19 protein-coding genes and 2 pseudogenes are annotated in these 20,217 nt (G+C 38.6%); 11 read left to right on the top strand and 10 right to left on the bottom strand.

Annotated elements, in window-relative coordinates:
• The 6 genes and pseudogenes from ACFIJQ_RS01275 to ACFIJQ_RS08935 all read left to right on the top strand — a co-directional run.
• Positions 1–88, top strand: a pseudogene (locus tag ACFIJQ_RS01275) (TrwH protein); the annotation flags it as partial.
• Positions 85–786 (top strand): virB8 family protein, encoded by a 702-nt coding sequence (locus ACFIJQ_RS01270; RefSeq protein ID WP_273787619.1) that lies wholly within the window; start codon positions 85–87, stop codon positions 784–786. The pseudogene ACFIJQ_RS01275 and the gene ACFIJQ_RS01270, both read left to right, overlap by 4 nt.
• A 13-nt stretch (positions 787–799) precedes the next feature.
• Entirely contained in the window at positions 800–1,606 is an 807-nt protein-coding gene (gene virB9, locus ACFIJQ_RS01265) for a P-type conjugative transfer protein VirB9 (RefSeq protein WP_026500187.1), read from the top strand.
• Positions 1,606–2,763, top strand: coding sequence for a type IV secretion system protein VirB10 (virB10, locus tag ACFIJQ_RS01260; protein ID WP_375628138.1), 1,158 nt, complete (start codon positions 1,606–1,608; stop codon positions 2,761–2,763). Before virB9 ends, virB10 begins: the two co-directional genes overlap by 1 nt.
• Positions 2,738–3,799 (top strand): P-type DNA transfer ATPase VirB11, encoded by a 1,062-nt coding sequence (gene virB11, locus ACFIJQ_RS01255; protein ID WP_375628127.1) that lies wholly within the window; start codon positions 2,738–2,740, stop codon positions 3,797–3,799. Before virB10 ends, virB11 begins: the two co-directional genes overlap by 26 nt.
• Before the next feature lie 945 nt (positions 3,800–4,744).
• Positions 4,745–5,733 (top strand): annotated as a pseudogene (locus ACFIJQ_RS08935) (integrase).
• A gap of 1,358 nt (positions 5,734–7,091) precedes the next feature.
• Here the strand turns inward: ACFIJQ_RS08935 and ACFIJQ_RS01250 are convergent.
• The 7 genes from ACFIJQ_RS01250 to rimM all read right to left on the bottom strand — a co-directional run bounded on the left by ACFIJQ_RS01250 (position 7,092) and on the right by rimM (position 13,209).
• Positions 7,092–7,871, bottom strand: coding sequence for a succinate dehydrogenase iron-sulfur subunit (locus tag ACFIJQ_RS01250; RefSeq protein WP_273787617.1), 780 nt, complete (start codon positions 7,869–7,871; stop codon positions 7,092–7,094).
• A gap of 15 nt (positions 7,872–7,886) precedes the next feature.
• Positions 7,887–9,731, bottom strand: a complete 1,845-nt coding sequence (gene sdhA / locus ACFIJQ_RS01245) for a succinate dehydrogenase flavoprotein subunit (RefSeq protein ID WP_375628126.1) — start codon at positions 9,729–9,731, stop codon at positions 7,887–7,889.
• Between the two features lie 6 nt (positions 9,732–9,737).
• Positions 9,738–10,124, bottom strand: a complete 387-nt coding sequence (gene sdhD, locus ACFIJQ_RS01240; RefSeq protein WP_015857036.1) for a succinate dehydrogenase, hydrophobic membrane anchor protein — start codon at positions 10,122–10,124, stop codon at positions 9,738–9,740.
• Positions 10,125–10,142: 18 nt separating this feature from the next.
• Positions 10,143–10,544: a succinate dehydrogenase, cytochrome b556 subunit gene (gene sdhC, locus ACFIJQ_RS01235; RefSeq protein ID WP_015857037.1), complete on the bottom strand. Its 402-nt coding sequence runs from the start codon at positions 10,542–10,544 to the stop codon at positions 10,143–10,145.
• Between the two features lie 474 nt (positions 10,545–11,018).
• A complete protein-coding gene (gene rplS, locus ACFIJQ_RS01230) occupies positions 11,019–11,459 on the bottom strand; it encodes a 50S ribosomal protein L19 (protein WP_015857038.1) in 441 nt (146 codons plus the stop codon).
• 209 nt (positions 11,460–11,668) lie between these two features.
• The gene (gene trmD, locus ACFIJQ_RS01225) at positions 11,669–12,367 is read right to left on the bottom strand and encodes a tRNA (guanosine(37)-N1)-methyltransferase TrmD (protein ID WP_375628123.1); all 699 of its coding nucleotides are present in this window, start codon (positions 12,365–12,367) and stop codon (positions 11,669–11,671) included.
• A 284-nt stretch (positions 12,368–12,651) separates the two neighbouring features.
• A complete protein-coding gene (rimM, locus tag ACFIJQ_RS01220; protein ID WP_375628122.1) occupies positions 12,652–13,209 on the bottom strand; it encodes a ribosome maturation factor RimM in 558 nt (185 codons plus the stop codon).
• A 132-nt stretch (positions 13,210–13,341) separates the two neighbouring features.
• Between rimM and ACFIJQ_RS01215 the strand changes: the two genes are divergently transcribed.
• Positions 13,342–14,163, top strand: a complete 822-nt coding sequence (locus ACFIJQ_RS01215) for a SapC family protein (RefSeq protein WP_015857041.1) — start codon at positions 13,342–13,344, stop codon at positions 14,161–14,163.
• Positions 14,164–14,166: 3 nt separating this feature from the next.
• Positions 14,167–15,135 (top strand): tyrosine recombinase XerC, encoded by a 969-nt coding sequence (locus ACFIJQ_RS01210; protein ID WP_375628121.1) that lies wholly within the window; start codon positions 14,167–14,169, stop codon positions 15,133–15,135.
• Positions 15,136–15,155: 20 nt separating this feature from the next.
• Here ACFIJQ_RS01210 and ACFIJQ_RS01205 read toward each other — a convergent pair whose 3' ends face one another.
• On the bottom strand, positions 15,156–15,428 hold the full coding sequence (locus ACFIJQ_RS01205; RefSeq protein WP_015857043.1) for a BolA family transcriptional regulator: 273 nt from the start codon (positions 15,426–15,428) through the stop codon (positions 15,156–15,158).
• A gap of 125 nt (positions 15,429–15,553) precedes the next feature.
• Between ACFIJQ_RS01205 and ACFIJQ_RS01200 the strand changes: the two genes are divergently transcribed.
• From ACFIJQ_RS01200 to cobT, 3 genes are all read left to right on the top strand, one after another.
• Positions 15,554–16,174: a J domain-containing protein gene (locus ACFIJQ_RS01200; RefSeq protein WP_015857044.1), complete on the top strand. Its 621-nt coding sequence runs from the start codon at positions 15,554–15,556 to the stop codon at positions 16,172–16,174.
• Between the two features lie 201 nt (positions 16,175–16,375).
• A complete protein-coding gene (gene cobS, locus ACFIJQ_RS01195) occupies positions 16,376–17,356 on the top strand; it encodes a cobaltochelatase subunit CobS (RefSeq protein WP_273787614.1) in 981 nt (326 codons plus the stop codon).
• 14 nt (positions 17,357–17,370) lie between these two features.
• A complete protein-coding gene (gene cobT / locus ACFIJQ_RS01190) occupies positions 17,371–19,266 on the top strand; it encodes a cobaltochelatase subunit CobT (RefSeq protein WP_375628118.1) in 1,896 nt (631 codons plus the stop codon).
• Positions 19,267–19,317: 51 nt separating this feature from the next.
• Here the strand turns inward: cobT and ACFIJQ_RS01185 are convergent, their stop codons facing one another.
• A complete protein-coding gene (locus ACFIJQ_RS01185; protein WP_375628116.1) occupies positions 19,318–19,854 on the bottom strand; it encodes a HaeIII family restriction endonuclease in 537 nt (178 codons plus the stop codon).
• Positions 19,823–20,215, bottom strand: coding sequence for a HaeIII family restriction endonuclease (locus tag ACFIJQ_RS01180; RefSeq protein ID WP_375628114.1), 393 nt, complete (start codon positions 20,213–20,215; stop codon positions 19,823–19,825). The genes ACFIJQ_RS01185 and ACFIJQ_RS01180 overlap by 32 nt, the downstream gene beginning before the upstream one ends.
• Between the last annotated feature and the right edge of the window lie 2 nt (positions 20,216–20,217).

The following is a 20,217-nucleotide window of genomic DNA, read 5'->3' as shown; positions in this document are numbered from 1 at the left end:
AGCACCAAAGCTAAAACAGCCCAATGATAGGAACCGTGTACCTATTAATAAAACAATCCCTGCCGAAATCAAGCGAGGAGACAGATGAAAACAAAACAAGTAAAACCAGTGAAAGCCGAACAACTTAGCAGTTATTATGAAGAAAGCCGTGGCTTAGAACGTGATCTTATCAATGAATTTATAAAGTCACGCAGAACGGCATGGCGTGTAGCAAGTACTGTTGGTCTTTTTGGCTTATTCGGTATGATATGTGGAGTCGTTGGATTTTCTCAACCAGCTCCAACTCCCTTAGTATTGCGCGTTGATAACACAACGGGTGCAGTTGATGTTATCTCAATCATGCGTGAACACGAAGAAAGCTATGGTGAAGTTGTAGATAGATATTGGCTAAACCAATATGTGCTTAACCGCGAAAATTACGACTACGATACCATTCAACTGAACTATGACACAACAGCACTTTTAAGTGCGGCATCTGTTCAACAAGAATATTATAAAATCTATGATGGAGAAAATGCACGGGACAAAGTGCTTTCCAATAAAGCACGTATCACAGTCAAAGTACGATCAATCCAGCTTAATGGACTCGGTCAAGCAACTGTACGTTTTACGACTCAGCAACTTGACAGCAGCGGTGCTACTACCGGACCAAAACAGCACCAGATTGCAACAATTGGTTACACCTATGTCGGTGCACCCATGAAATCATCTGATCGATTGCTTAACCCCCTTGGTTTTCAAATAACAAGTTACCGTTCTGACCCAGAAATACTGTTAAATGATTAAGGAATTGATTGTTATGAAAAAACTTGCGTTCGTTGTTCTATTGTCTTCGTTTTCTTCTCTTTATACGGTACCTGTGCAGGCGCTCAAAAGTCCATCAAATTCACAATATGATCACCGCATTCGCTATATAACATATAACGAAGCCGATGTGGTTCAAATTGAAACAGTTCTTGGTGTAGCAACACATATTATTCTTGAAGAAGGTGAACAGTATATCACTCATGCCTTTGGCGATTCAGAAGCCTATGCCTTTGCTCATAAAGGGCGGCATATTTTTATTAAACCAAAAGCAGAACTTGCCAATACCAATCTCATCGTTGTAACGGACAAACGGAGTTACAAATTCCGACTACAATTTCGAAATGACCGTGCAGGATCAACATATGAATTAGCTTTCCATTATCCCGATTCAAATGATGAAAAGTCAGAAGAAAACAACCGACGCCTTGCGATTGAACATGGTTTTCACCAAAGCGTCAAAGGCTATAATCTCAGTTATACTATGAGCGGTCACCAAGATATTGCTCCGATAAATGCTTGGGACAATGGGCGTATTACTTACTTCAAATTTCCCGCTAACATGGATATGCCATCGATTTATGTCGTAGATGCTGAAGGCAATGAAAGCTTAATACCACGCACCGTTATCGGCAGTTCTAATGATATTATCGCCGTTCATAAGGTCAATCCTAAATGGCTCATACGGCTTGGTAAACGCGCTCTAGCTGTTTTTAATGAAGCCTATGACCCCAATGGCGTACCAAACACAACAGGGACAGTATCTTCGGTGGTTTATCGTATCAATAAAGGAGGAAAATGATGTTTGACAATAAGGAAGGAGAGGGAAAAGGTACAAAACTGGACAACGTCGAGCAAAAACATATTGAAGGTACTTATGGAGGGTCGGAACTAGGTTCTGAACGTCGTCCGACAATTCCAGGTACCCGTGCATTGTTAGTGGTAGGACTTATTGTCATAGTAACGATACCGATTGCCTTGACTTGGAAAGCTTTTAAAATGCGTAATACCGTGGAAGTTGAGGAAGAAAAACCACAACAAATAGTACAGCAAATTATACCAAACTATGTCCCTCGGATTATAGAAGAGCCAAAGACTGTAGAAGAAGCAGAAAAATCAACACAAATAGAAGATTCAAACCTAGATATTCCACCGGCCTTGAGTAAGCTTCTTCAAACAGCCATTCCTCCACATATGCTCCAAGATTCTGAAGAATTAGCACGCAAACGTATGCTCAGTTCTAGCCTTAACAACGGTGGTAGCGAAGGATCTACAGATACAAATAATAAAGCATCGAATAAAGATAGAGGTAGTGGCGTATTATTTGATAACCTTCAGCCCGTGCGTTTAGGTCAATCACGTGCGATGCAACTTCGTAACCGTGACTTTTTGATTACGCAAGGAACGCAAATAGATTGCACGCTAGAAACAAAGATCATTACATCACAACCCGGAATGACGACATGTCATTTAACACGCGATATTTATTCCACAAGTGGTCGTGTTGTTTTGCTTGACCGTGGTTCTAAAGTCGTTGGTTTTTACCAAAGTGGCATACAACAAGGACAAACGCGTGTGTTTGTGCAATGGTCACGCATCGAAACGCCTTCTGGTGTTGTTGTCAATCTTGACTCACCTGGCACAGGTCCTTTGGGTGAAGCGGGTATTGGTGGCTGGGTTGACAGACGCTTTTGGGAGAGATTTGGTAGTGCAATTATGGTAAGCATTATCGGTGATTTAGGAGAATGGGTAAGAGGAAAAGTTAGTAAAATCAGTAAAGAAAATAAAGAGAACTCACAAAATAAAGGTGCTCAGAATGCTGAATCTATAGCAATCGATGTTCTTCAAAATTCCATCAATATCACACCAACACTTTACAAAAACCAAGGCGAACGAGTAAATATTTTTGTTGCTCGTGATCTGGATTTCAGCGATGTCTACAGTCTTGTCACACGTTAACCCGATACAGAAAGATCAAGCAGTTTTTCAGCTTCTACAACCGCTTGATTGTTTCTTAGAAGATCCCTCGATCACTGAATTATCGATTTGCCGCCCCTGCGAAGTATGGACGAAAAGCTTTAAGGGTTGGCAAGTACATAGCGTACCAGAATTAACAACCACTTTTTTGCAAACGCTCATTACAGCTATTATCGTTTATAACGGTATGGCTCCCAAAAGTATTAATTATGTGCTATTGCCTGGTGGACAACGTGGTACAATTATACAAACGCCAGCTGTCGTTGATGGTGCTCTTTCCTTTGTAATTCGTAAACATTCTCTTATAGTTAAGACGTTAGAAGAACTCAAAGAAGAAGGTGCATTTGATGATTTCTCCGACGTAAGTTTTAACAAACCTTCGGAAAAAGAAGCAAATAACTTGTTATCGAAGCAGGACTTCACACGGTTGGAGCCATTTGAAGTTCAACTTTTGCAACATAAACGTGATGGGAAAATTCTTGAATTTTTACAAGAATGTGTCTCTCACAAACGCAACATTATTATTGCAGGCAAGACAGGATCTGGTAAAACAACATTTGCTCGCTCTTTAATTGAAAAGGTCCCTGTAGAAGAGCGTATCATCACAATTGAAGATGTTCATGAGCTTTTTCTACCCAATCATCCCAATCATGTACATATGATTTATGGTAACAATGTAGGCCGTGTTTCAGCTGAAGAATGCCTAGATGCGTGTATGCGTCAGTCGCCCGACCGAATTTTTCTCGCTGAATTGCGAGGTAATGAAGCATGGGAATATCTCAATTCACTCAACACTGGTCATCCCGGATCGATTACAACAACGCATGCCAACAGCGCTTTGCAGACATTTGAACGATGTGCCACCTTGATTAAAAGATCAGAAGTTGGCCGGCAACTCGAGTTAGAAATGATAAAAATCGTCCTCTATACAACAGTTGACGTAGTGTTGTTCTTTAGAGATAGAAAACTCTCTGAAGTCTTTTACGACCCGATTTTTGCCAAATCAAAAATCGCTTAAGGGGAACTTCCTCTCTCGGTAATATGATGCAAACAAAAATAGCCGTCACTAATTATTACGGCTATTTTTTAACTTTTCCTATTCTCTTTACTTCTCCAATGCATTTTCTACACTCTTCATGAATAAAAGAAGAAAAAAGTTAATAGACAAAAACTTTACGAGAAAACCAAATTATACATAAGGCTCTCTCTATTTTCTTACCTTTAATCATTTTTTCCATTTATCTTTTGATAAAGGTATGTTTGATGCAAAAAAAATAGCTATAAAATAAATATTTCAACAAAAGAAAAGAATAAATTTTGAATCGCCTATCAATGAAAGCTTTGTAAAATAGATACTTTCGATCATCACAAACAATTATCGTCATCAAGACCAAAACTTATCGTTTAAAAATTCTAAGTGCTATTTTCAAGTGATTAATAAATGTGTTTTTTAATCAAACAATCTCCAGATACGGAAAACCTCATACGAAATAAACTATCATTTCGATTTAGCATCTATAAACCACTTTCTATTTGGTAATAAAAAGTATAGTGGCATATCAACGTCTTCTTCGGACGAAGAAAGATTCTTAACCTCCGGCTGTTCGTAAACAACCAAATTTCTCTTAAGCAAGCTTTGCTAACCATATCACGTGGCTTGTGTCCCTATCCTAAAGACGATATCCATAGATTACACAAGGTAAGCTCTACTCTGAATATTCCTGCTCTCTTCTCTGCACCTCAAAAAACGAAAATTCCTAAAAGCACAGATTTAAAATCCCTCTTCTTAAGATACATCACATTGATTTATAAAGAGTATTCATTATTCTGCATGTTGAATAAAAGATCTTAGTACCGTAGGATTCTCTCATTACATGTCTCTTGCACATTCCAAATAAATAAAACCGTGTAGAATGAAACTGTATAAAAAAGCACTAAAAATGCCTCTTATAAACCGTCCCAAATGCCAAAAACTGTCGCAACATTGGGAGTTGGCAAAGTGTATAATGGCGCCCAGCTTGCTCTTTTATGAAGTGTAAAGATAGAAATGCTCTACAAATTTTATATTGTTCATCGGGACTTTACCCTTATACCCTCCACAAGCCCTGTCGCGAAATGAGCTTGGGAACTTTAAAGAGAGGGTTCTTTAAAACAAGCACGTAAATTGACAAGCCAAATGTATTTGGTTTGGGACGTTCTGTTTTGCATAAGGGTTGTGATCTTTTTAAAGAACGAGAGAAACAAAAGCGTGAAGCAATGCGTAATCTCTATTATTTAAAAGGCATTACTCTAGACGCTTTTGAAAGTCATAAAACTGAACTAAAAATGACAACCAAAATGCAAACTGGTTTGCACCTTTACAGCTTCATATTCCCCAAAAATTAGGAAGCTGTATACCGGTTTCAGAGATTACGCCAACAGAGAGATACGTAATACTCTTAACTCCCATCTGATAGGTAAAAGCTACAACAGCAAAAGCTCTTTTAGAGAAACAACGCCATAAAGTCATTAATAAACCGACAATGAATTGGAGAAATGTTCTAGATTTTTATCAAACACTCTGCAAAGCAACAATAATGATACAACTGGCTTTGCGTCTGCTTATTCTTACAGGTGCTCGTACCCATCTCCTGCATCAATTCGTGAAGATCAGATTGAAGGGGATATATGGACAATTCTTGGCTCGAAAATATGAACGGTCTGCGTGATACTACAGGAGATTTTCGCGTGCCCTTATGATCAGAAGCATTAAAAATTTTAAAACAAGCACGCTTGTTTTTTCGCAATGATTTCTTTTTTCTGTAACCGGTCGTGGTCCTTATTAATGTGAATTTCCTATCACAATATATAAGAGAGATTAGACTAAAAACCTGTCCACGTAGATTTCGCTCTCATTTACGTAATTGGCTAACAGACTCCACCCATCACACCTCAAAGGACGAAACCTCTTAACACGCAAACTAATCTGCAAACAATCCGCCCCCTCGCCTAGAAGATTTCAGACCACTTTAATTACCACATCCTAAATACGATAGTGTTTTATAGCACAACAGAATAAATACCAAAACAATGACTGATTATACCGTTAATACTTGGAAACCTCTTTTTCATGTTAAGAAATATCTTTTATGCTGAAAAATAAAAAACACTTTTACTGCTTAAACAACTTTCTTAAGCATACATACAAGAACAATGAAATACCCTAACATAATAAATAAGATCTAAACCTAGAAATCTCTATTTTTGATAGATAAAAACATATAACATCAAAACCTCCGAAACTCGTCAAAATACAACATATTTTCTTTGATGATTGAATTTATTCAACTCAAACGAACCTACAAACACCGCTTATTCCACATTCGCAACATGTGTTCTTAGAATTCTTACTATCGTTTTCTAAATTTTTAGAGAAACCTATAAATTTGCTATTTTTTCAAACGTCTTATCTGCTCTTTAATGAATTTAAATCTATGACGTTACAATAATTTTAAATTACTTCCCCCTTAACTGTATGATCTATCTCTACAATAAATAGGAATTTTAAGTTCTCCATTTTTTAAGAACTATAAATTTTGTTTTTTAATGCTATTAACAATCCAATCTTTAAAATAAAAAATATGACCTTTAAATATATAAATGATGTTATCAAAAATTCCTAATCCCTGAATATTCGCAATGTTTTCGATATTATAATAAACGTATCGTAAAATGACAAACTGTCATAATGATCACTTCTTTGTATTTCATATGAATAATTTACATGCGTTATAATATTTGCATCAGCATTTATTTTTTGTGCTCTATTTATACAGAGTTATCTTTTTATAAAAATGATTAATTGAATCTGCATTAAAATGAAAATTTTGATACGAATTTAATAAAAATAAAAACACATGGCATATTGATTTTATTGTTTTTACACAGAACACTATTTAAAGTATAGTTTACCCGAAAGACTAATGCCTTTTTAAAGGCAATAATAACTATGGTAACCACCTCATAAAAGCCAATAAATTTTTAGAGATTAAACCTCAAGAAGCGCAAAAAACACGCACAATTTTCTGTTTTTCTTTTTACTGTTCGTTAATCGGTCAATTTTCAAAGTAATATCCAACTATGAGTTTTCTGCTCAGCCATTGCAAGGATTGCTTCTACAAGGATTGCTTAATTTTTAGAGATTACTTCGCTTTTAGAATGATTATAGCTACTGCACCCTCATAAGCAGCCGATCTTCTTTTAGAGATTTAATTGCTAAAAGGAGATACAATTTTTTACCTTGCGCTTCATTTTCATCAAGCAATAAATTTTCAAAGGCGGCGTTCAACCATGAGTTTTTTAATTTCAGCAATCGCTTTCGCTGGATTTAATCCCTTTGGACAAGTTTGCGCACAATTCATAATCGTATGGCAACGATAAAGACGGAAAGGATCTTCTAAATTATCAAGACGTTCACCACACATCTCATCACGTGAATCCGCAATCCAGCGATAAGCTTGAAGCAAAACAGCGGGTCCCAAATAACGATCACCGTTCCACCAATAACTTGGACATGAAGTCTGACAACACGCACACAAAATACACTCATAAAGGCCATCGATTTTTTGGCGATCGGAGTGACTTTGTAACCATTCTTTTGCTGGTTCAGGAGAAACTGTTTGCAACCAAGGCTCAATGACTCGGTGTTGCGCATAAAAGCGCTTCAAGTCAGGAACCAAATCTTTAACAACAGGCATGGAAGGCAAAGGATAGACTTTAATGGGGTGTTTTACATCATCCATCCCTTTGGTACAAGCCAATGTATTGGTTCCATCAATATTCATCGCACATGAACCACAGATGCCTTCACGGCAAGATCGACGAAGTGTCAAAGTTGGATCAATATGGTTTTTAATAAACAAAAGCCCATCAAGAATCATTGGACCACAAGCAGAACGATCTACGTAATAAGTATCCAGACGAGGATTATTCTCATCATCAGGCGACCAACGGTAAACATGAAATTCTATCAGCTTTGTCGCACCTTCAGGTTTAGGCCAAACCTTCCCTGGTTTGACTTGAGAGTTTTTGGGAAGCTTAATTTGTACCATAATTCGTGTCTCCCCTTAATAAACCCGTTTTTTAGGTGCAATGCGTTTTAAATCGATCCCACCATCAGCTTCAGATGTTAACGGGTCTACATGGACAGGTCGATATGATAACGTCACCTTACCCTCTTTTGACAAATGTGAAAGCGTATGTTTACGCCAGTTTTTATCATCACGCTCTGGATAATCTTCACGAGCATGAGCGCCACGGCTTTCTAGACGGGCTTGTGCAGAATGAACAGTCATGATTGCATTCGCCATGAGATTTTCAAGCTCTAATGTTTCAACCAAATCAGAATTCCATATCAGAGAACGATCTGTGACTTTGAGGTCAGACAATTCCCCCCAGATTTTATTCATCCGTTGACATCCTTGTTGCAAAGAATCTTCTGTACGAAATACAGCCGCATCTTCTTGCATCGTACGTTGCATTTTTTCACGCAATAGAGCTGTTGGTATCGCCCCTTGCGCAAAACGTAAACGATCAAAACGCGCTATAATTTCATCAACAGCTTCTTCATTGATGGGTGGAATTTCTGCATTCCGATCAATAACTTCACCCGCGCGAATGGCAGCAGCACGACCAAACACCACAAGATCAATTAATGAATTTGACCCTAAGCGATTAGCTCCATGAACAGAAGCACATCCTGCTTCTCCTACCGCCATCAGCCCTGGTTGAATACGATCAGGCGAATCAACCGTTGGATTGAGAACTTCCCCATAGTAATTGGTAGGAATCCCACCCATATTATAATGAACCGTTGGCAAGATGGGGATAGGCTCTTTTGTTACATCCACACCTGCAAAAATCCGTGCTGATTCCGAAATTCCCGGTAAACGTTCGTGCAAGATTGCAGGATCAATATGATTGAGAACCAAATGAATATGGTCCTTCTTAGGTCCAACGCCACGTCCTTCACGAATTTCAAGTGTGATACAACGCGAAACCAAATCACGTGAAGCCAAATCCTTAAAGGAAGGTGCATAGCGCTCCATAAAGCGTTCACCTTCAGAATTGATTAAATAGCCTCCTTCACCACGAGCTCCTTCTGTAATTAAGCAGCCAGAACCGTAAATCCCTGTAGGATGGAACTGCACAAATTCCATATCCTGAAGTGGCAATCCAGCGCGTGCGACCATTCCACCACCATCACCCGTACAGGTATGCGCCGATGTCGCGGAAAAATAAGCCCGTCCATAACCACCGGTTGCAAGAACAACCATTTTGGCAGAAAAACGATGTATTGTACCATCATCGAGATCCCATGCCACAACCCCCGTACAAACCCCATCAGTCATGATAAGATCGAGTGCAAAATATTCAATAAAAAATTGCGCATTATGCTTTAAGCTTTGTCCATAAAGCGTATGCAAAATGGCATGGCCTGTACGGTCAGCTGCTGCACAAGTACGCTGAACAGGTGGACCTTCACCAAATTGTGTCGTATGTCCACCAAAAGGACGTTGATAAATTTTGCCTTCTTGCGTCCGCGAAAAAGGAACGCCATAATGTTCTAATTCGTAGACAGCAGCAGGTGCATTACGCACCAAATACTCCATTGCATCGGTATCGCCCAACCAATCAGAACCTTTCACGGTATCATATAAATGCCACTGCCAATTGTCAGGTCCCATATTTGAAAGCGATGCAGCAATCCCCCCTTGTGCTGCAACCGTGTGTGAGCGAGTTGGAAAAACCTTCGTAATACAAGCTGTCTTTAATCCTTGTTCCGCCATACCAAGTGTTGCACGTAATCCTGCACCACCTGCCCCAACAACAACAACATCAAATTTATGATCTACAGTGCGATAAGGGGCGTTACCTGCTTTAGCGCCCAGAGATGATCCTGTACCCGCCATACTTGTTTAACCCCCTAATGCAATTTTCAAAAGAGAAAAAATAATGACACCACCTATGAGAAAACAAAATGAAATATTTAACGTCAAAAAGAATATCCGAAAACCTTCACGTGGAATATAATCTTCAATGACCACTTGCATACCAAGCTTCATATGATAAAGGACTGAAAAAGTCATTAATCCCATCAAAATAGCCACAACAGGATGTGCAAGCCGTGCACGCACAATGCTATAATCCTTGCCTACAAGCGAAAGAATAAGAACAATAAAAAATATCAAAAGCGGCAGATTGACAAGCCCAGTCAAACGCTGTAGCCAAAAATGCTCTGTTCCTTCATGAGCACTCCCACGCCCCCGTACTTTTCCAAGTTCCGTTCGAAAATCTTTTTTCATATCTCTTTTCACCCCCAGCTAAACAACGCTATATCCAATAATCCAAATTACAAAAGTAACAATAAGAGAGATAAACACTGTCGCCCAAGCAGTGACTGTTGCCTTTTCTTTTGCCAAAAGGCAAGGCATCATATCCCAAACAATGTGGCGAATACCACCAACCATGTGATGAACCCCTGCCAAAGTATAAAGAAACAAGATACACAATCCAAACCAAGAACTATAAATCTCGTGAACCGTTCTGAATGTCTCCTCCCCACAAGCAATAGCAATCAACCAAACAGCAAGAAAGACCATTCCAACATAAAGTGCCATACCCGTAACGCGATGCGCAATGGACATAGCCATAGTAATTGTCCAACGATAAATACTTATATGAGGGGAACGAGGGCGCTCTTTTATCCTAGTTGTCTCTGTCATAAAATATCCTGACCTGGTTTTTACTGCAACCGCAATGAACGAGAAAGTCCGCATAAAACGACTAAATATATTATCTCGTTTTTACTTGTTTGGCATCTCAAGATACCAATATTACAGGTCGGTTGTCTCAAATAACGGATTAAAGGTCACGCATAAAAAAAACCGATTACTCCACGGATATAATCCGCAAAACTCGCCTTAATCTAATACAATTTTATCTTCACGTCAAAGGTCTAACATCTTTTCTCAGATATAAATAGGCATTTTTTCAGATTAAACTTATCTTTTTGATTATCCACGATACATGCAATGATATCTAAATTCACCCGTTATTAAGAATAAAAAGAAGCAAAAATTGATAGATTAAACATTTTTATGTCCCCTCCAAGCCTTTTAAAAGACAAAACGAATCACAAAAGATACAAAAAAGCGGCATAAAAGCCGCTTTTGCATAAAGTTTAGCCGACATAATCTTTACTCAGCAACTTGCTTTTCAACATCTGTGCTTACAGCTGCTGCTTCTACTTTCGCAACAACCTTTTCAGCTTTTTTCCGATAATCTCTCTTTTCAGCGATACGTGCAGCTTTACCTCTCAAACCACGAAGATAATAGAGTTTTGCACGGCGCACTTTACCACGGCGCACCAGCTCAACACCTTCAACCAACGGAGAATAAACAGGAAACACCCGTTCCACCCCTTCACCATAAGAAATCTTGCGTACTGTAAAGGTCTCATTCAACCCACCGCCTGAACGCGCAATACAAACACCTTCGTAAGCCTGAACACGCGTCCGCGTACCTTCCGTCACACGCACCATGACACGGACTGTATCTCCTGGCTGAAAGGCTGGAAATTGGCGCTTTTCTTCAATTTTTGCACATTGTTCAGCTTCAAGTTGTGCGATAATATTCATTTCTTTTATCCTTCATGTTCTTTATCGAACAGTCAGAGCGCTCAACTCTTACCAAAAAAGCCTTTATTAAGAATAAGGAGCTCTTTAGGCTATGCCTTACACAGGAGCGAATACACCATTCCTTCATTTTAATTTTGGAACTACAGAAAACCTTTTATAAAAAACTCTCTAAAAAGAGAGCCATGCAATACACCACCTTATCATATGAATCAAGTTTTCTGATGATTTTTATCATAACGCGCATAAAGATCAGGGCGACGTTGACGTGTTAACAATTCGGCTTGACTTTGACGCCAATCTGCGATCGCTTTGTGATGACCTGAGAGCAACACAGGCGGAATACCCCGCCCTTCGAAAAGAGAAGGGCGTGTATATTGCGGATGTTCCAGTAAGCCATTTTCAAAACTTTCACTCTTCGCAGAAGCTGCATTCCCCATCACTCCAGGCAGAAGACGTATAACAGCATCTAAGATAACCAATGCGGCTGTTTCACCCCCTGAAAGAATATAATCACCAATAGAGACTTCTTCTAATTCTCGTGCTTCTATGACTCGCTCATCAACCCCTTCAAAACGTCCACAAACTAACGTTACACCCGTATCACGAGCCAAGCTATGCGCATAAGCTTGGTCAAAAGGGCGCCCACGTGGACTCATCAATAGTCTTGGCGAATCCTGTGGACAAAAATCAAGAGCAGCCGCCAATACATCCGCCCGCATTACCATACCAGCCCCCCCACCAGCAGGTGTATCATCAACGCTATGGTGTTTGTCCAAAGCAAAATCCCTAATCTGCACCGTCTCCAGTGACCAAATTCCGCGCTCTAAAGCTTGCCCTGCTAAAGAATACCCTAAAAAACCAGGAAACATTTCAGGATAAAGGGTTAAAACGCGCGCCTGAAATTTCATTTTATTTCTCATCCTTATTTTCTTAAACAGACTCTTAATAGCAAAAATAGCACAAACAAGACTTTTAACGTTATAGCGTTAGTCTGAATCTCCTTGATCTGCGCCATATTTAATACGATCCTTCTAAATACTTGCACTAAAAAAAGACTCTAAAAATTCAAGACTATCTCGAGATAAAGTGCTTACAATATCTGCTCAAAGGTGCATTTTTAATATTTCCACACTCTCCACTTTTTATTAACGAAATTCATCAGTTATTTTTACCTTCATCTTTATTTTTAGATTCAAGCTATTTCCTTTTTATCATTGTCTCCCCCATCACTTAAACCAGCTGCCATGGGATCAACAACAAGAAAACCAGAATCCATACAAATTTCTGGTACCACCGCCTTACTAAAGGGAATAAGAACTCTTTTACCTGTATTCAAACGTATTTCAAGCAAATCACCAGCCCCGAAATTAAAGAAACCACACACTTCCCCTACGACTTTTCCCCCACAGTCTTGAACACGCAAGCCTATTAAATCAACTTGATAAAACTCATCCTCATCCAGATCATCAATTAATTGATCACGCATTACATAAAGGCGAATACCTTTTAAAGACTCAGCAACATTACGATTTTCTACCCCTTTAAAACGTACAATCGCCTTATTTTTTTGTATGCGAAGAGTTACAATTTCATAAGAACGCCCCATATCATCATAAAGAGTGCTGTAGGACTTGAAACGCTGTGGCTCAGCACTTAGAATTTTAACAAAAACATCTCCTTTTATACCATGAGGCATACCAATAATGGCAAGATAGACTTTATTTTTAAGCTTTTCTTTATTATACTTCATGCGAAAATATTATCTCTCAAAAATGAACCCTTCAATCTTATAGTTTTCTATTCAATCTTGTTGCCATATGAGACAATCTTCTAAAAGACCTTTCTTGGTAACAAAAAACAAATTAATAAAGGAGAAAGTCTTATGGCAAATATTATGCTATTTTACAAAGATATCACACCAATCAACAAAGTTTCCCATAAAAATCTAAAATTTGCTCCTCCAAGTGATATGTCTTTTGCCAAGGATACTCACTGGGTTCCTTTAGCAAGTACTGAATATTTTCAAGCAGCACTAGACTATCCTATTTTATTTATGTGCGCCGAAGATGAACAAAAAAAACGGCACTACACATCCGCGGCTCTTGTCGGTCTTTCTAATGACGAAAATGACTATATCGCTTCTGATAAAAGTTGGAAAACCAATACTTATGTCCCTGCTTTTGTCCGTCGCTATCCTTTTGTTCTAGCACAAATTAGCAATGAAAAAGAACTTTCTGTTTGCTTTGATCAACAGTCAGGTATGTTTAATGAAGTTGCAGGAACAGAACTTTTTAATTCCGACGGCTCTATTTCTCCTTTTATGGAAGAACGTATTCGTTTTCTTGAAAGTTTTAAAATCGCTATGGAGAAAACCTCTGAGTTTATTGATGCTCTTGTGGAAATGGATCTTCTAAGCCAAAAATCCATCAATGTGAAAAACGATAAAGGACTCTCAGCGCAATTGGAACATTTTTGGGTTGTTGATGAAGAAAAATTGAATAAATTATCAGCAAGCCAACTTGCCAAACTTCATAAAAATGGCTTTTTAGGATTAATTTTTGCGCATTTGATGTCAACGCACAATCTCTTAAAAATACTCTCTCTCAAAGGTGAAAAGCAACTTATCAATCGTGAAGAGCAACCCCAAAACAAGAATGGTCATTCTAACGATGAAAAATCTAAAAAGAAAGAAACTCTCAACTAGATAATGCCTATCAAAAACGACAAGAGAAAAGATGAAAATATTCCTCTCATTCCAGCAGACCATGCAATTTTAAACGCAAGGAAAAATTGGTTAGAGTGTCTCGTCCAAACACGTCGTATGTCGGCACAAACAGTGCAAGCCTATGAACGTGATACGCGGCAATTTTTGTCTTTTCTCTGTCAACACTTAAGCCATACACCAACCCTTACAGATCTTGCTCATTTACGCATCAGTGACTTGCGTGCTTATCTTGCTTATCGGCGTACAAACAATGTAAGTGCTCGCTCTTTAAGCCGCGGAGTGGCAGGCATACGTTCTTTTTTCAAGTACCTATCACGTGAAGGAATCGTCAATGTTCCCGCGGCTCAACTTATCCGAAGCCCCAAACACCCAAAATCACTCCCAAAACCTTTAGCGATCAAATCAGCACTTCACATAGTCAAACAAGAAAACCAGCTAGAAAATGAACCTTGGATTAGTGCTCGTAATGCGGCTGTCCTCATGCTTCTCTATGGCTGTGGAATGCGAATATCAGAAGCCTTAAGCCTCACACCAGAACAATTTTCTGATCCTGAAAAAACAAGTTTATTTATAACAGGAAAAGGCGGAAAAACACGCCTTGTTCCTCTCATCAAAATTGTTTACGAAGCTGTACAAAATTATGTCAAATGTTGCCCATATCCTTTAGTGAATAACCAACCCATATTTCGCGGAGCACGAGGCGGTCCCCTACAACCCGCCATTATTCAGAAAACTGTACGCAACTTACGAGCAAGCCTTGGTTTACCAGAAACTGCAACGCCTCACACACTGCGTCATTCTTTTGCCACCCATCTTTTATCACGGGGGGGAGATTTGCGCACAATTCAAGAACTTCTTGGGCACGCTAGTCTTTCCACCACACAAATCTATACCCATGTCGATACAGACCATTTGTTAAAAATTTATCAAAAGGCCCATCCCCGTTCCTAAAAAACGCCTCATTAAAAAAATTAAAGAGTTTCAACCTCAAGTGCCAAAGCATGGACACAAGTAGCTAACTCTTCTTGTAAAACTTTATAAATCGCGCGATGTATTTCTACGCGTGTCATATTAGAAAAAGAAGAAGATAAAATTTTCACTCGAAAATGTGTTTCTCCTTTACCATCAAAAGCATGTTCATTATGAGGATGCCCCTCATGAAGATGACTTTCGTTAATCACTTCAAGCTTTTGCGGATGAAAAGCATCCTGAAGCTTTCTCTTGATTATTGTTTCTATAAACATTTTTCATTCCTCAAACAAAATGAACGTGCAAAAATACACCTTTTTCATAATAAAATAAGTGTGAAAACAAATTTTTCAAAAGTCAATTCTTGTAAAATTAATCAATTTTGCATAAACACAAGAGTATGACAATAACATCTAAATTATTCGATTCAATTCGCATAAGCTCAAATAAAAAACAAAAAGCTGAGCCAGAAGCGCAGCAGTGTCAGTGGGAAGGTTGTGAAAAAACAGGGTCCCATAAAGCACCAGCAGGTCGAAATCACGAAGGACAATATCTATATTTTTGTATTGAACACGTACGCGCCTATAATAAAAATTTTAATTACTTCTCTGGTCTTAGCAATAAAGATATCGCAAAATTTCAAAAGGATGCTCTCACAGGACATCGTCCGACATGGCCTACAGATCTGAGCAATGGTACATCGAAAAAAACAGCCGCTAATTATGCAAAAATTCGCTCTGGAACAGCTGCCTATCAAAATCGCATACGCGATCCCTTCACGCTTTTTACTGAGCGGCATTCAAGCAATAATTTCTCACGAAAATTAAAGCCCTTAGAAGCAAAAGCTTTTGATACACTGGGACTACAGGCAAACGCTTCAGCAGAAGACATCAAAATGAAATATAAAGAGTTGGTAAAAAAGCACCATCCTGATTCCAATGGTGGTAATCGTGCTTCGGAAGAGCGCTTTCGTGATGTTTTACATGCTTATAATTTGCTAAAAAAGTCTGGTTTGTGCTAAAAACATGTACTTGTATGAGCCCATTTTCATTTAGACCATCATTATTTGCGCAAGATATTATCTTTTTTTTGCAAAACATTATAGAATACGTAAAAATCTTCCTTCACATCTAAGGCTCTCATTATAGAGCATTGCATAAATGCTCTAACTCTTGTATCGTTTTCTGATGAATAAATAGCGTCCCTCCCTTCCAAAAACACAATGACAAATTTTACCGTTGAAAATTTACCCGATATTACACTTTGTGCTCGCGATCTATTTCATATTGAAACAGATATGGAAATCCCTGCTTTTAGCACAAAAAGTTCCCATGTTCCTGATATCGATCCTGATTATCTTTTTGATCAGCAAACAACTTTAGCGATTCTCGCAGGTTTTACCTTTAACCGTCGTGTAATGGTTTCTGGCTATCACGGTACAGGGAAATCAACGCATATTGAACAAGTTGCTGCACGTCTCAACTGGCCTTGTCTTCGCATTAATCTCGATAGTCATGTAAGTCGTATTGATCTTGTAGGAAAAGACGCTATCGTTTTAAAAGATGGCTTACAAATCACTGAATTTAAAGAAGGCATTTTACCATGGGCTTATCAAAATAATATTGCTCTTGTTTTCGACGAATATGACGCTGGGCGTCCCGATGTTATGTTTGTCATCCAACGCGTTCTTGAAACCTCTGGAAAACTAAGCTTACTTGATCAAAGCCGTGTCATCTCTCCACATCCAGCCTTTCGTCTTTTTGCAACAGCAAACACCATTGGTCTTGGTGATACAACCGGTCTCTATCATGGTACCCAACAGATCAATCAAGCTCAAATGGACCGCTGGTCTATTGTTACGATACTCAATTATTTACCCCATGATAAAGAGGTTAATATCATTTGTTCAAAGGTCAAATCTTTTCAAACGGCTGAGGGGAAAAAGACAATTTCACAAATGGTTCATGTTGCTGATATGGTACGCCAATCTTTTATCAATGGAGATCTTTCAACTGTCATGAGTCCACGTACCGTCATTACTTGGGCAGAAAATACAACAATTTTTCAAGATGTCGGCTTTGCCTTCCGATTAACCTTTCTCAATAAATGTGATGAACTCGAACGTGCCACTGTTGCAGAATTTTATCAACGCGCCTTTGGACAAGAACTTCCCGAATCACTCGTTCATGGTGTTTCGCCTTAAGGAATCTGTCACTCATGGCTACCGACATTAGCGACAACAAAAATCTGGCAAAGGACTCTTCCAACAACACTCTTAATGCTGAAGCTTTTAAAAAAGCACTTTCCACCTGTATGCGTGCAATTGCAGGCACAAACAACCTTGAAGTTTCCTTTAGTCATAACCGACCATCTTTAAGCGAAAGTTGTGCGCGTTTACCAGAATTACCTCAATACGCAACGAATAAAGACATCACCATTACCCGCGGATTAGGTGATTCCATGGCTCTACGCAAAGCATGGCATGATAACCGTATTCACATGCAATTTGCTCCACTAGAATCAGAAGCACGTGCTGTCTTTGATGCCCTCGAACAAACACGTGTTGAAGCAATTGGCACTTTAGCCATGGAGGGACTTGCAAAAAATCTTGATATCATGCTCGCCGATAAATACAAAAGAGCCCATTATCATAAAATTAGCAACCAAAGTGAAGCCCCCATCCAAGAAGCGATTGCACTTTTATTGCGTGAAAAAATAACAAAGCGCACAGCTCCAAAAGAAGCAGGTCCTGTCTTAGAATTGTGGCGTCAAGAACTCGAACAAAAAGCAGCAGCAGAACTCAATGAACTCCCACATCATATTTACAACCAACAAGCTTTTGCACAGATTGTTCGCCAAATGCTTGCTACACTCAAAATGACAGTGCAACAAGCTAAAGCTTCTGACAGTGAAAACAATAAAAAATTAAAAAACGAATGTGAACCTCAAGACCAAGCAGAAGAAGAGAGTAAAAACAAAAAACACGCTCAAAGTGAAGAACAAACCAGCACTGAACAAGAAAGTGATGTGCAAGACGACGGAAAAACACAAGCGACACAATCAAACAACAATGATCAAGCTGACGGCGAGCAAAAAAATGGACCTTGGCAAGAAAAGCCGAGCAGACCCAAACGCCTTTTTTCCGATTCGGAACAAATGGAAAGACTTGGTGATTATAAAATCTTCACTCGTCAATTTGATGAAATTTTGGAAGCAACAGATTTTTGTTCTGAAAACGAGTTAGATCACTTACGCCGTTATCTTGATAAGCAAATCAATCATCTTCAAAACATCGTTGGCCGTTTAGCAAACCGTCTCCAGCGCCGCTTGATGGCGCAACAAAATCGCAACTGGAACTTTGACCTTGAAGAAGGATATCTTGATACAGCACGGCTTCCACGTCTAATTATTGATCCTATGCAACCCCTTTCTTTTAAAATGGAAAGCAACACCCAATTTCGGGACACGGTTGTTTCACTCCTCATTGATAATTCGGGCTCAATGCGCGGACGCCCCATTAGCGTTGCCGCAAGTTGTGCTGATATTTTGGCACAAACTCTTGAACGTTGTGGTGTCAAAGTTGAAATTTTAGGTTTTACCACTAAAACTTGGAAAGGAGGAAAATCGCGCGAACAATGGCTTACCCAAAACAAACTTCATAATCCTGGACGCCTCAATGATTTATGCCATATCATCTACAAAAGTGCTGATACCCCATGGCGTCGCGCACGACGCAATTTAGGTTTAATGATGCAAGAAGGATTATTAAAAGAAAACATCGACGGAGAAGCTTTAATTTGGGCTCATCAACGCCTTTTATCACGGCGTGAACAACGTCGCATCCTCATGGTCATTTCTGATGGTGCTCCTGTTGACGATTCAACATTATCGGTCAATGCCAGCAATTATTTAGAAAAACACTTACGCGCAGTGATTCAAGAAATCCAAACACATTCCCCCATTGAACTCATTGCCATTGGAATTGGTCATGACGTCACACGTTATTATCAGCGTGCTGTAACAATTATGAATGCTGAAGAACTCGCTGACGCCATAACAAAACAATTAGAAATACTTTTTAGTGATAAAATGCCTCATATTCATAAGAAATAAACCTACCTTGAAACAGCCAACAGTTACATCTTAAAAAAATTATCTCTATCATTAAACCATTGGAATTTGATGACTAACAACCTGAGAAGATAATCCCACAAATTGAATATCGAACTTTAAGGAAGCTTCTACTTTACTGGATGCATTATGAATTCTAAAAGAAATGCTCCAACCATCTTCAAAAATTATAATGAGTTTGTTTTTACTTTCTGGTTTTATTGCAACTGATAAAATTTTGCTTGGAATTTTCCATTTACGACCATATCCCAGAGTGCCATTCAAATTAAAAGACTGAATAATAACCCGTTTTTGTTTAGATCTTGTATCTATCATAATCTTATAAAAATCATAAGAACCTATAACATACTGAAACAATAGCTTTACAAATTTATCTTGATAATCTAAACAAAGCCTTTGAAGTTCTTTAGAAAAAGCTTCTAGGATTGGAAGATAAACTCTGCTGTCTTTATCCTCTATATCTCTAAAGAACATTTTCTTGTCTCTGAGCTCTGCTAAATAATCAAAAATAGGTCTAACTTCATTGAAATAAAGGCTGCTACACGGGGTAACCTGCCCATTCTTTACCAAAATCTATTTTACCAAAAAGGTGAGGATGTTTGATAGCGCTATGATTATGTTTTGCAGAAATACCAATAGGATTTTCAGGAACTTTTAAAATAATATCACAGACATCTCCTTTGATTCCAACAAAATCTTCCTGAAGAACAATAGTTTTCGTGTTTCTAATATTTTTATCATGTAACTGTAAGAAAACAGCTGCTTCAATAGAAGCGAGATTTAAAAGCCTTTTTTCAGTATCATTAAATAAATTATAAAAAGACTCCGCTATTTGAAAGGACGAGTTAAACTCTACAGAAGCTTTTGTTGCTTTTTTAAACCCCATGGCCAAAGCATATTCAAAGGCTTTTCCATTTTCTACCTGATTCATAC

It is taken from the genome of Bartonella sp. TT67HLJMS, from assembly GCF_042193375.1.
Classification (GTDB): domain Bacteria; phylum Pseudomonadota; class Alphaproteobacteria; order Rhizobiales; family Rhizobiaceae; genus Bartonella; species Bartonella grahamii.
The sequence above is the reverse complement of the archived record's forward strand: the minus strand, read 5'-3'. Positions and strand labels throughout refer to the sequence as shown.

Excerpts from the sequence above, each read along its gene's own strand:
- rimM (WP_375628122.1), bottom strand. The coding sequence starts at position 13,209 with ATGAAGTATAATAAAGAAAAGCTTAAAAATAAAGTCTATCTTGCCATT.
- ACFIJQ_RS01180 (WP_375628114.1), bottom strand. The coding sequence starts at position 20,215 with ATGAATCAGGTAGAAAATGGAAAAGCCTTTGAATATGCTTTGGCCATG.
- cobT (WP_375628118.1), top strand. The coding sequence starts at position 17,371 with ATGGCTACCGACATTAGCGACAACAAAAATCTGGCAAAGGACTCTTCC.
- ACFIJQ_RS01210 (WP_375628121.1), top strand. The coding sequence starts at position 14,167 with ATGCCTATCAAAAACGACAAGAGAAAAGATGAAAATATTCCTCTCATT.
- ACFIJQ_RS01250 (WP_273787617.1), bottom strand. The coding sequence starts at position 7,871 with ATGGTACAAATTAAGCTTCCCAAAAACTCTCAAGTCAAACCAGGGAAG.
- cobS (WP_273787614.1), top strand. The coding sequence starts at position 16,376 with ATGACAAATTTTACCGTTGAAAATTTACCCGATATTACACTTTGTGCT.
- ACFIJQ_RS01215 (WP_015857041.1), top strand. The coding sequence starts at position 13,342 with ATGGCAAATATTATGCTATTTTACAAAGATATCACACCAATCAACAAA.
- ACFIJQ_RS01270 (WP_273787619.1), top strand. The coding sequence starts at position 85 with ATGAAAACAAAACAAGTAAAACCAGTGAAAGCCGAACAACTTAGCAGT.
- sdhA (WP_375628126.1), bottom strand. The coding sequence starts at position 9,731 with ATGGCGGGTACAGGATCATCTCTGGGCGCTAAAGCAGGTAACGCCCCT.
- sdhD (WP_015857036.1), bottom strand. The coding sequence starts at position 10,124 with ATGAAAAAAGATTTTCGAACGGAACTTGGAAAAGTACGGGGGCGTGGG.
- virB9 (WP_026500187.1), top strand. The coding sequence starts at position 800 with ATGAAAAAACTTGCGTTCGTTGTTCTATTGTCTTCGTTTTCTTCTCTT.
- virB10 (WP_375628138.1), top strand. The coding sequence starts at position 1,606 with ATGTTTGACAATAAGGAAGGAGAGGGAAAAGGTACAAAACTGGACAAC.
- rplS (WP_015857038.1), bottom strand. The coding sequence starts at position 11,459 with ATGAATATTATCGCACAACTTGAAGCTGAACAATGTGCAAAAATTGAA.
- sdhC (WP_015857037.1), bottom strand. The coding sequence starts at position 10,544 with ATGACAGAGACAACTAGGATAAAAGAGCGCCCTCGTTCCCCTCATATA.
- trmD (WP_375628123.1), bottom strand. The coding sequence starts at position 12,367 with ATGAAATTTCAGGCGCGCGTTTTAACCCTTTATCCTGAAATGTTTCCT.
- ACFIJQ_RS01200 (WP_015857044.1), top strand. The coding sequence starts at position 15,554 with ATGACAATAACATCTAAATTATTCGATTCAATTCGCATAAGCTCAAAT.
- ACFIJQ_RS01205 (WP_015857043.1), bottom strand. The coding sequence starts at position 15,428 with ATGTTTATAGAAACAATAATCAAGAGAAAGCTTCAGGATGCTTTTCAT.
- virB11 (WP_375628127.1), top strand. The coding sequence starts at position 2,738 with ATGTCTACAGTCTTGTCACACGTTAACCCGATACAGAAAGATCAAGCA.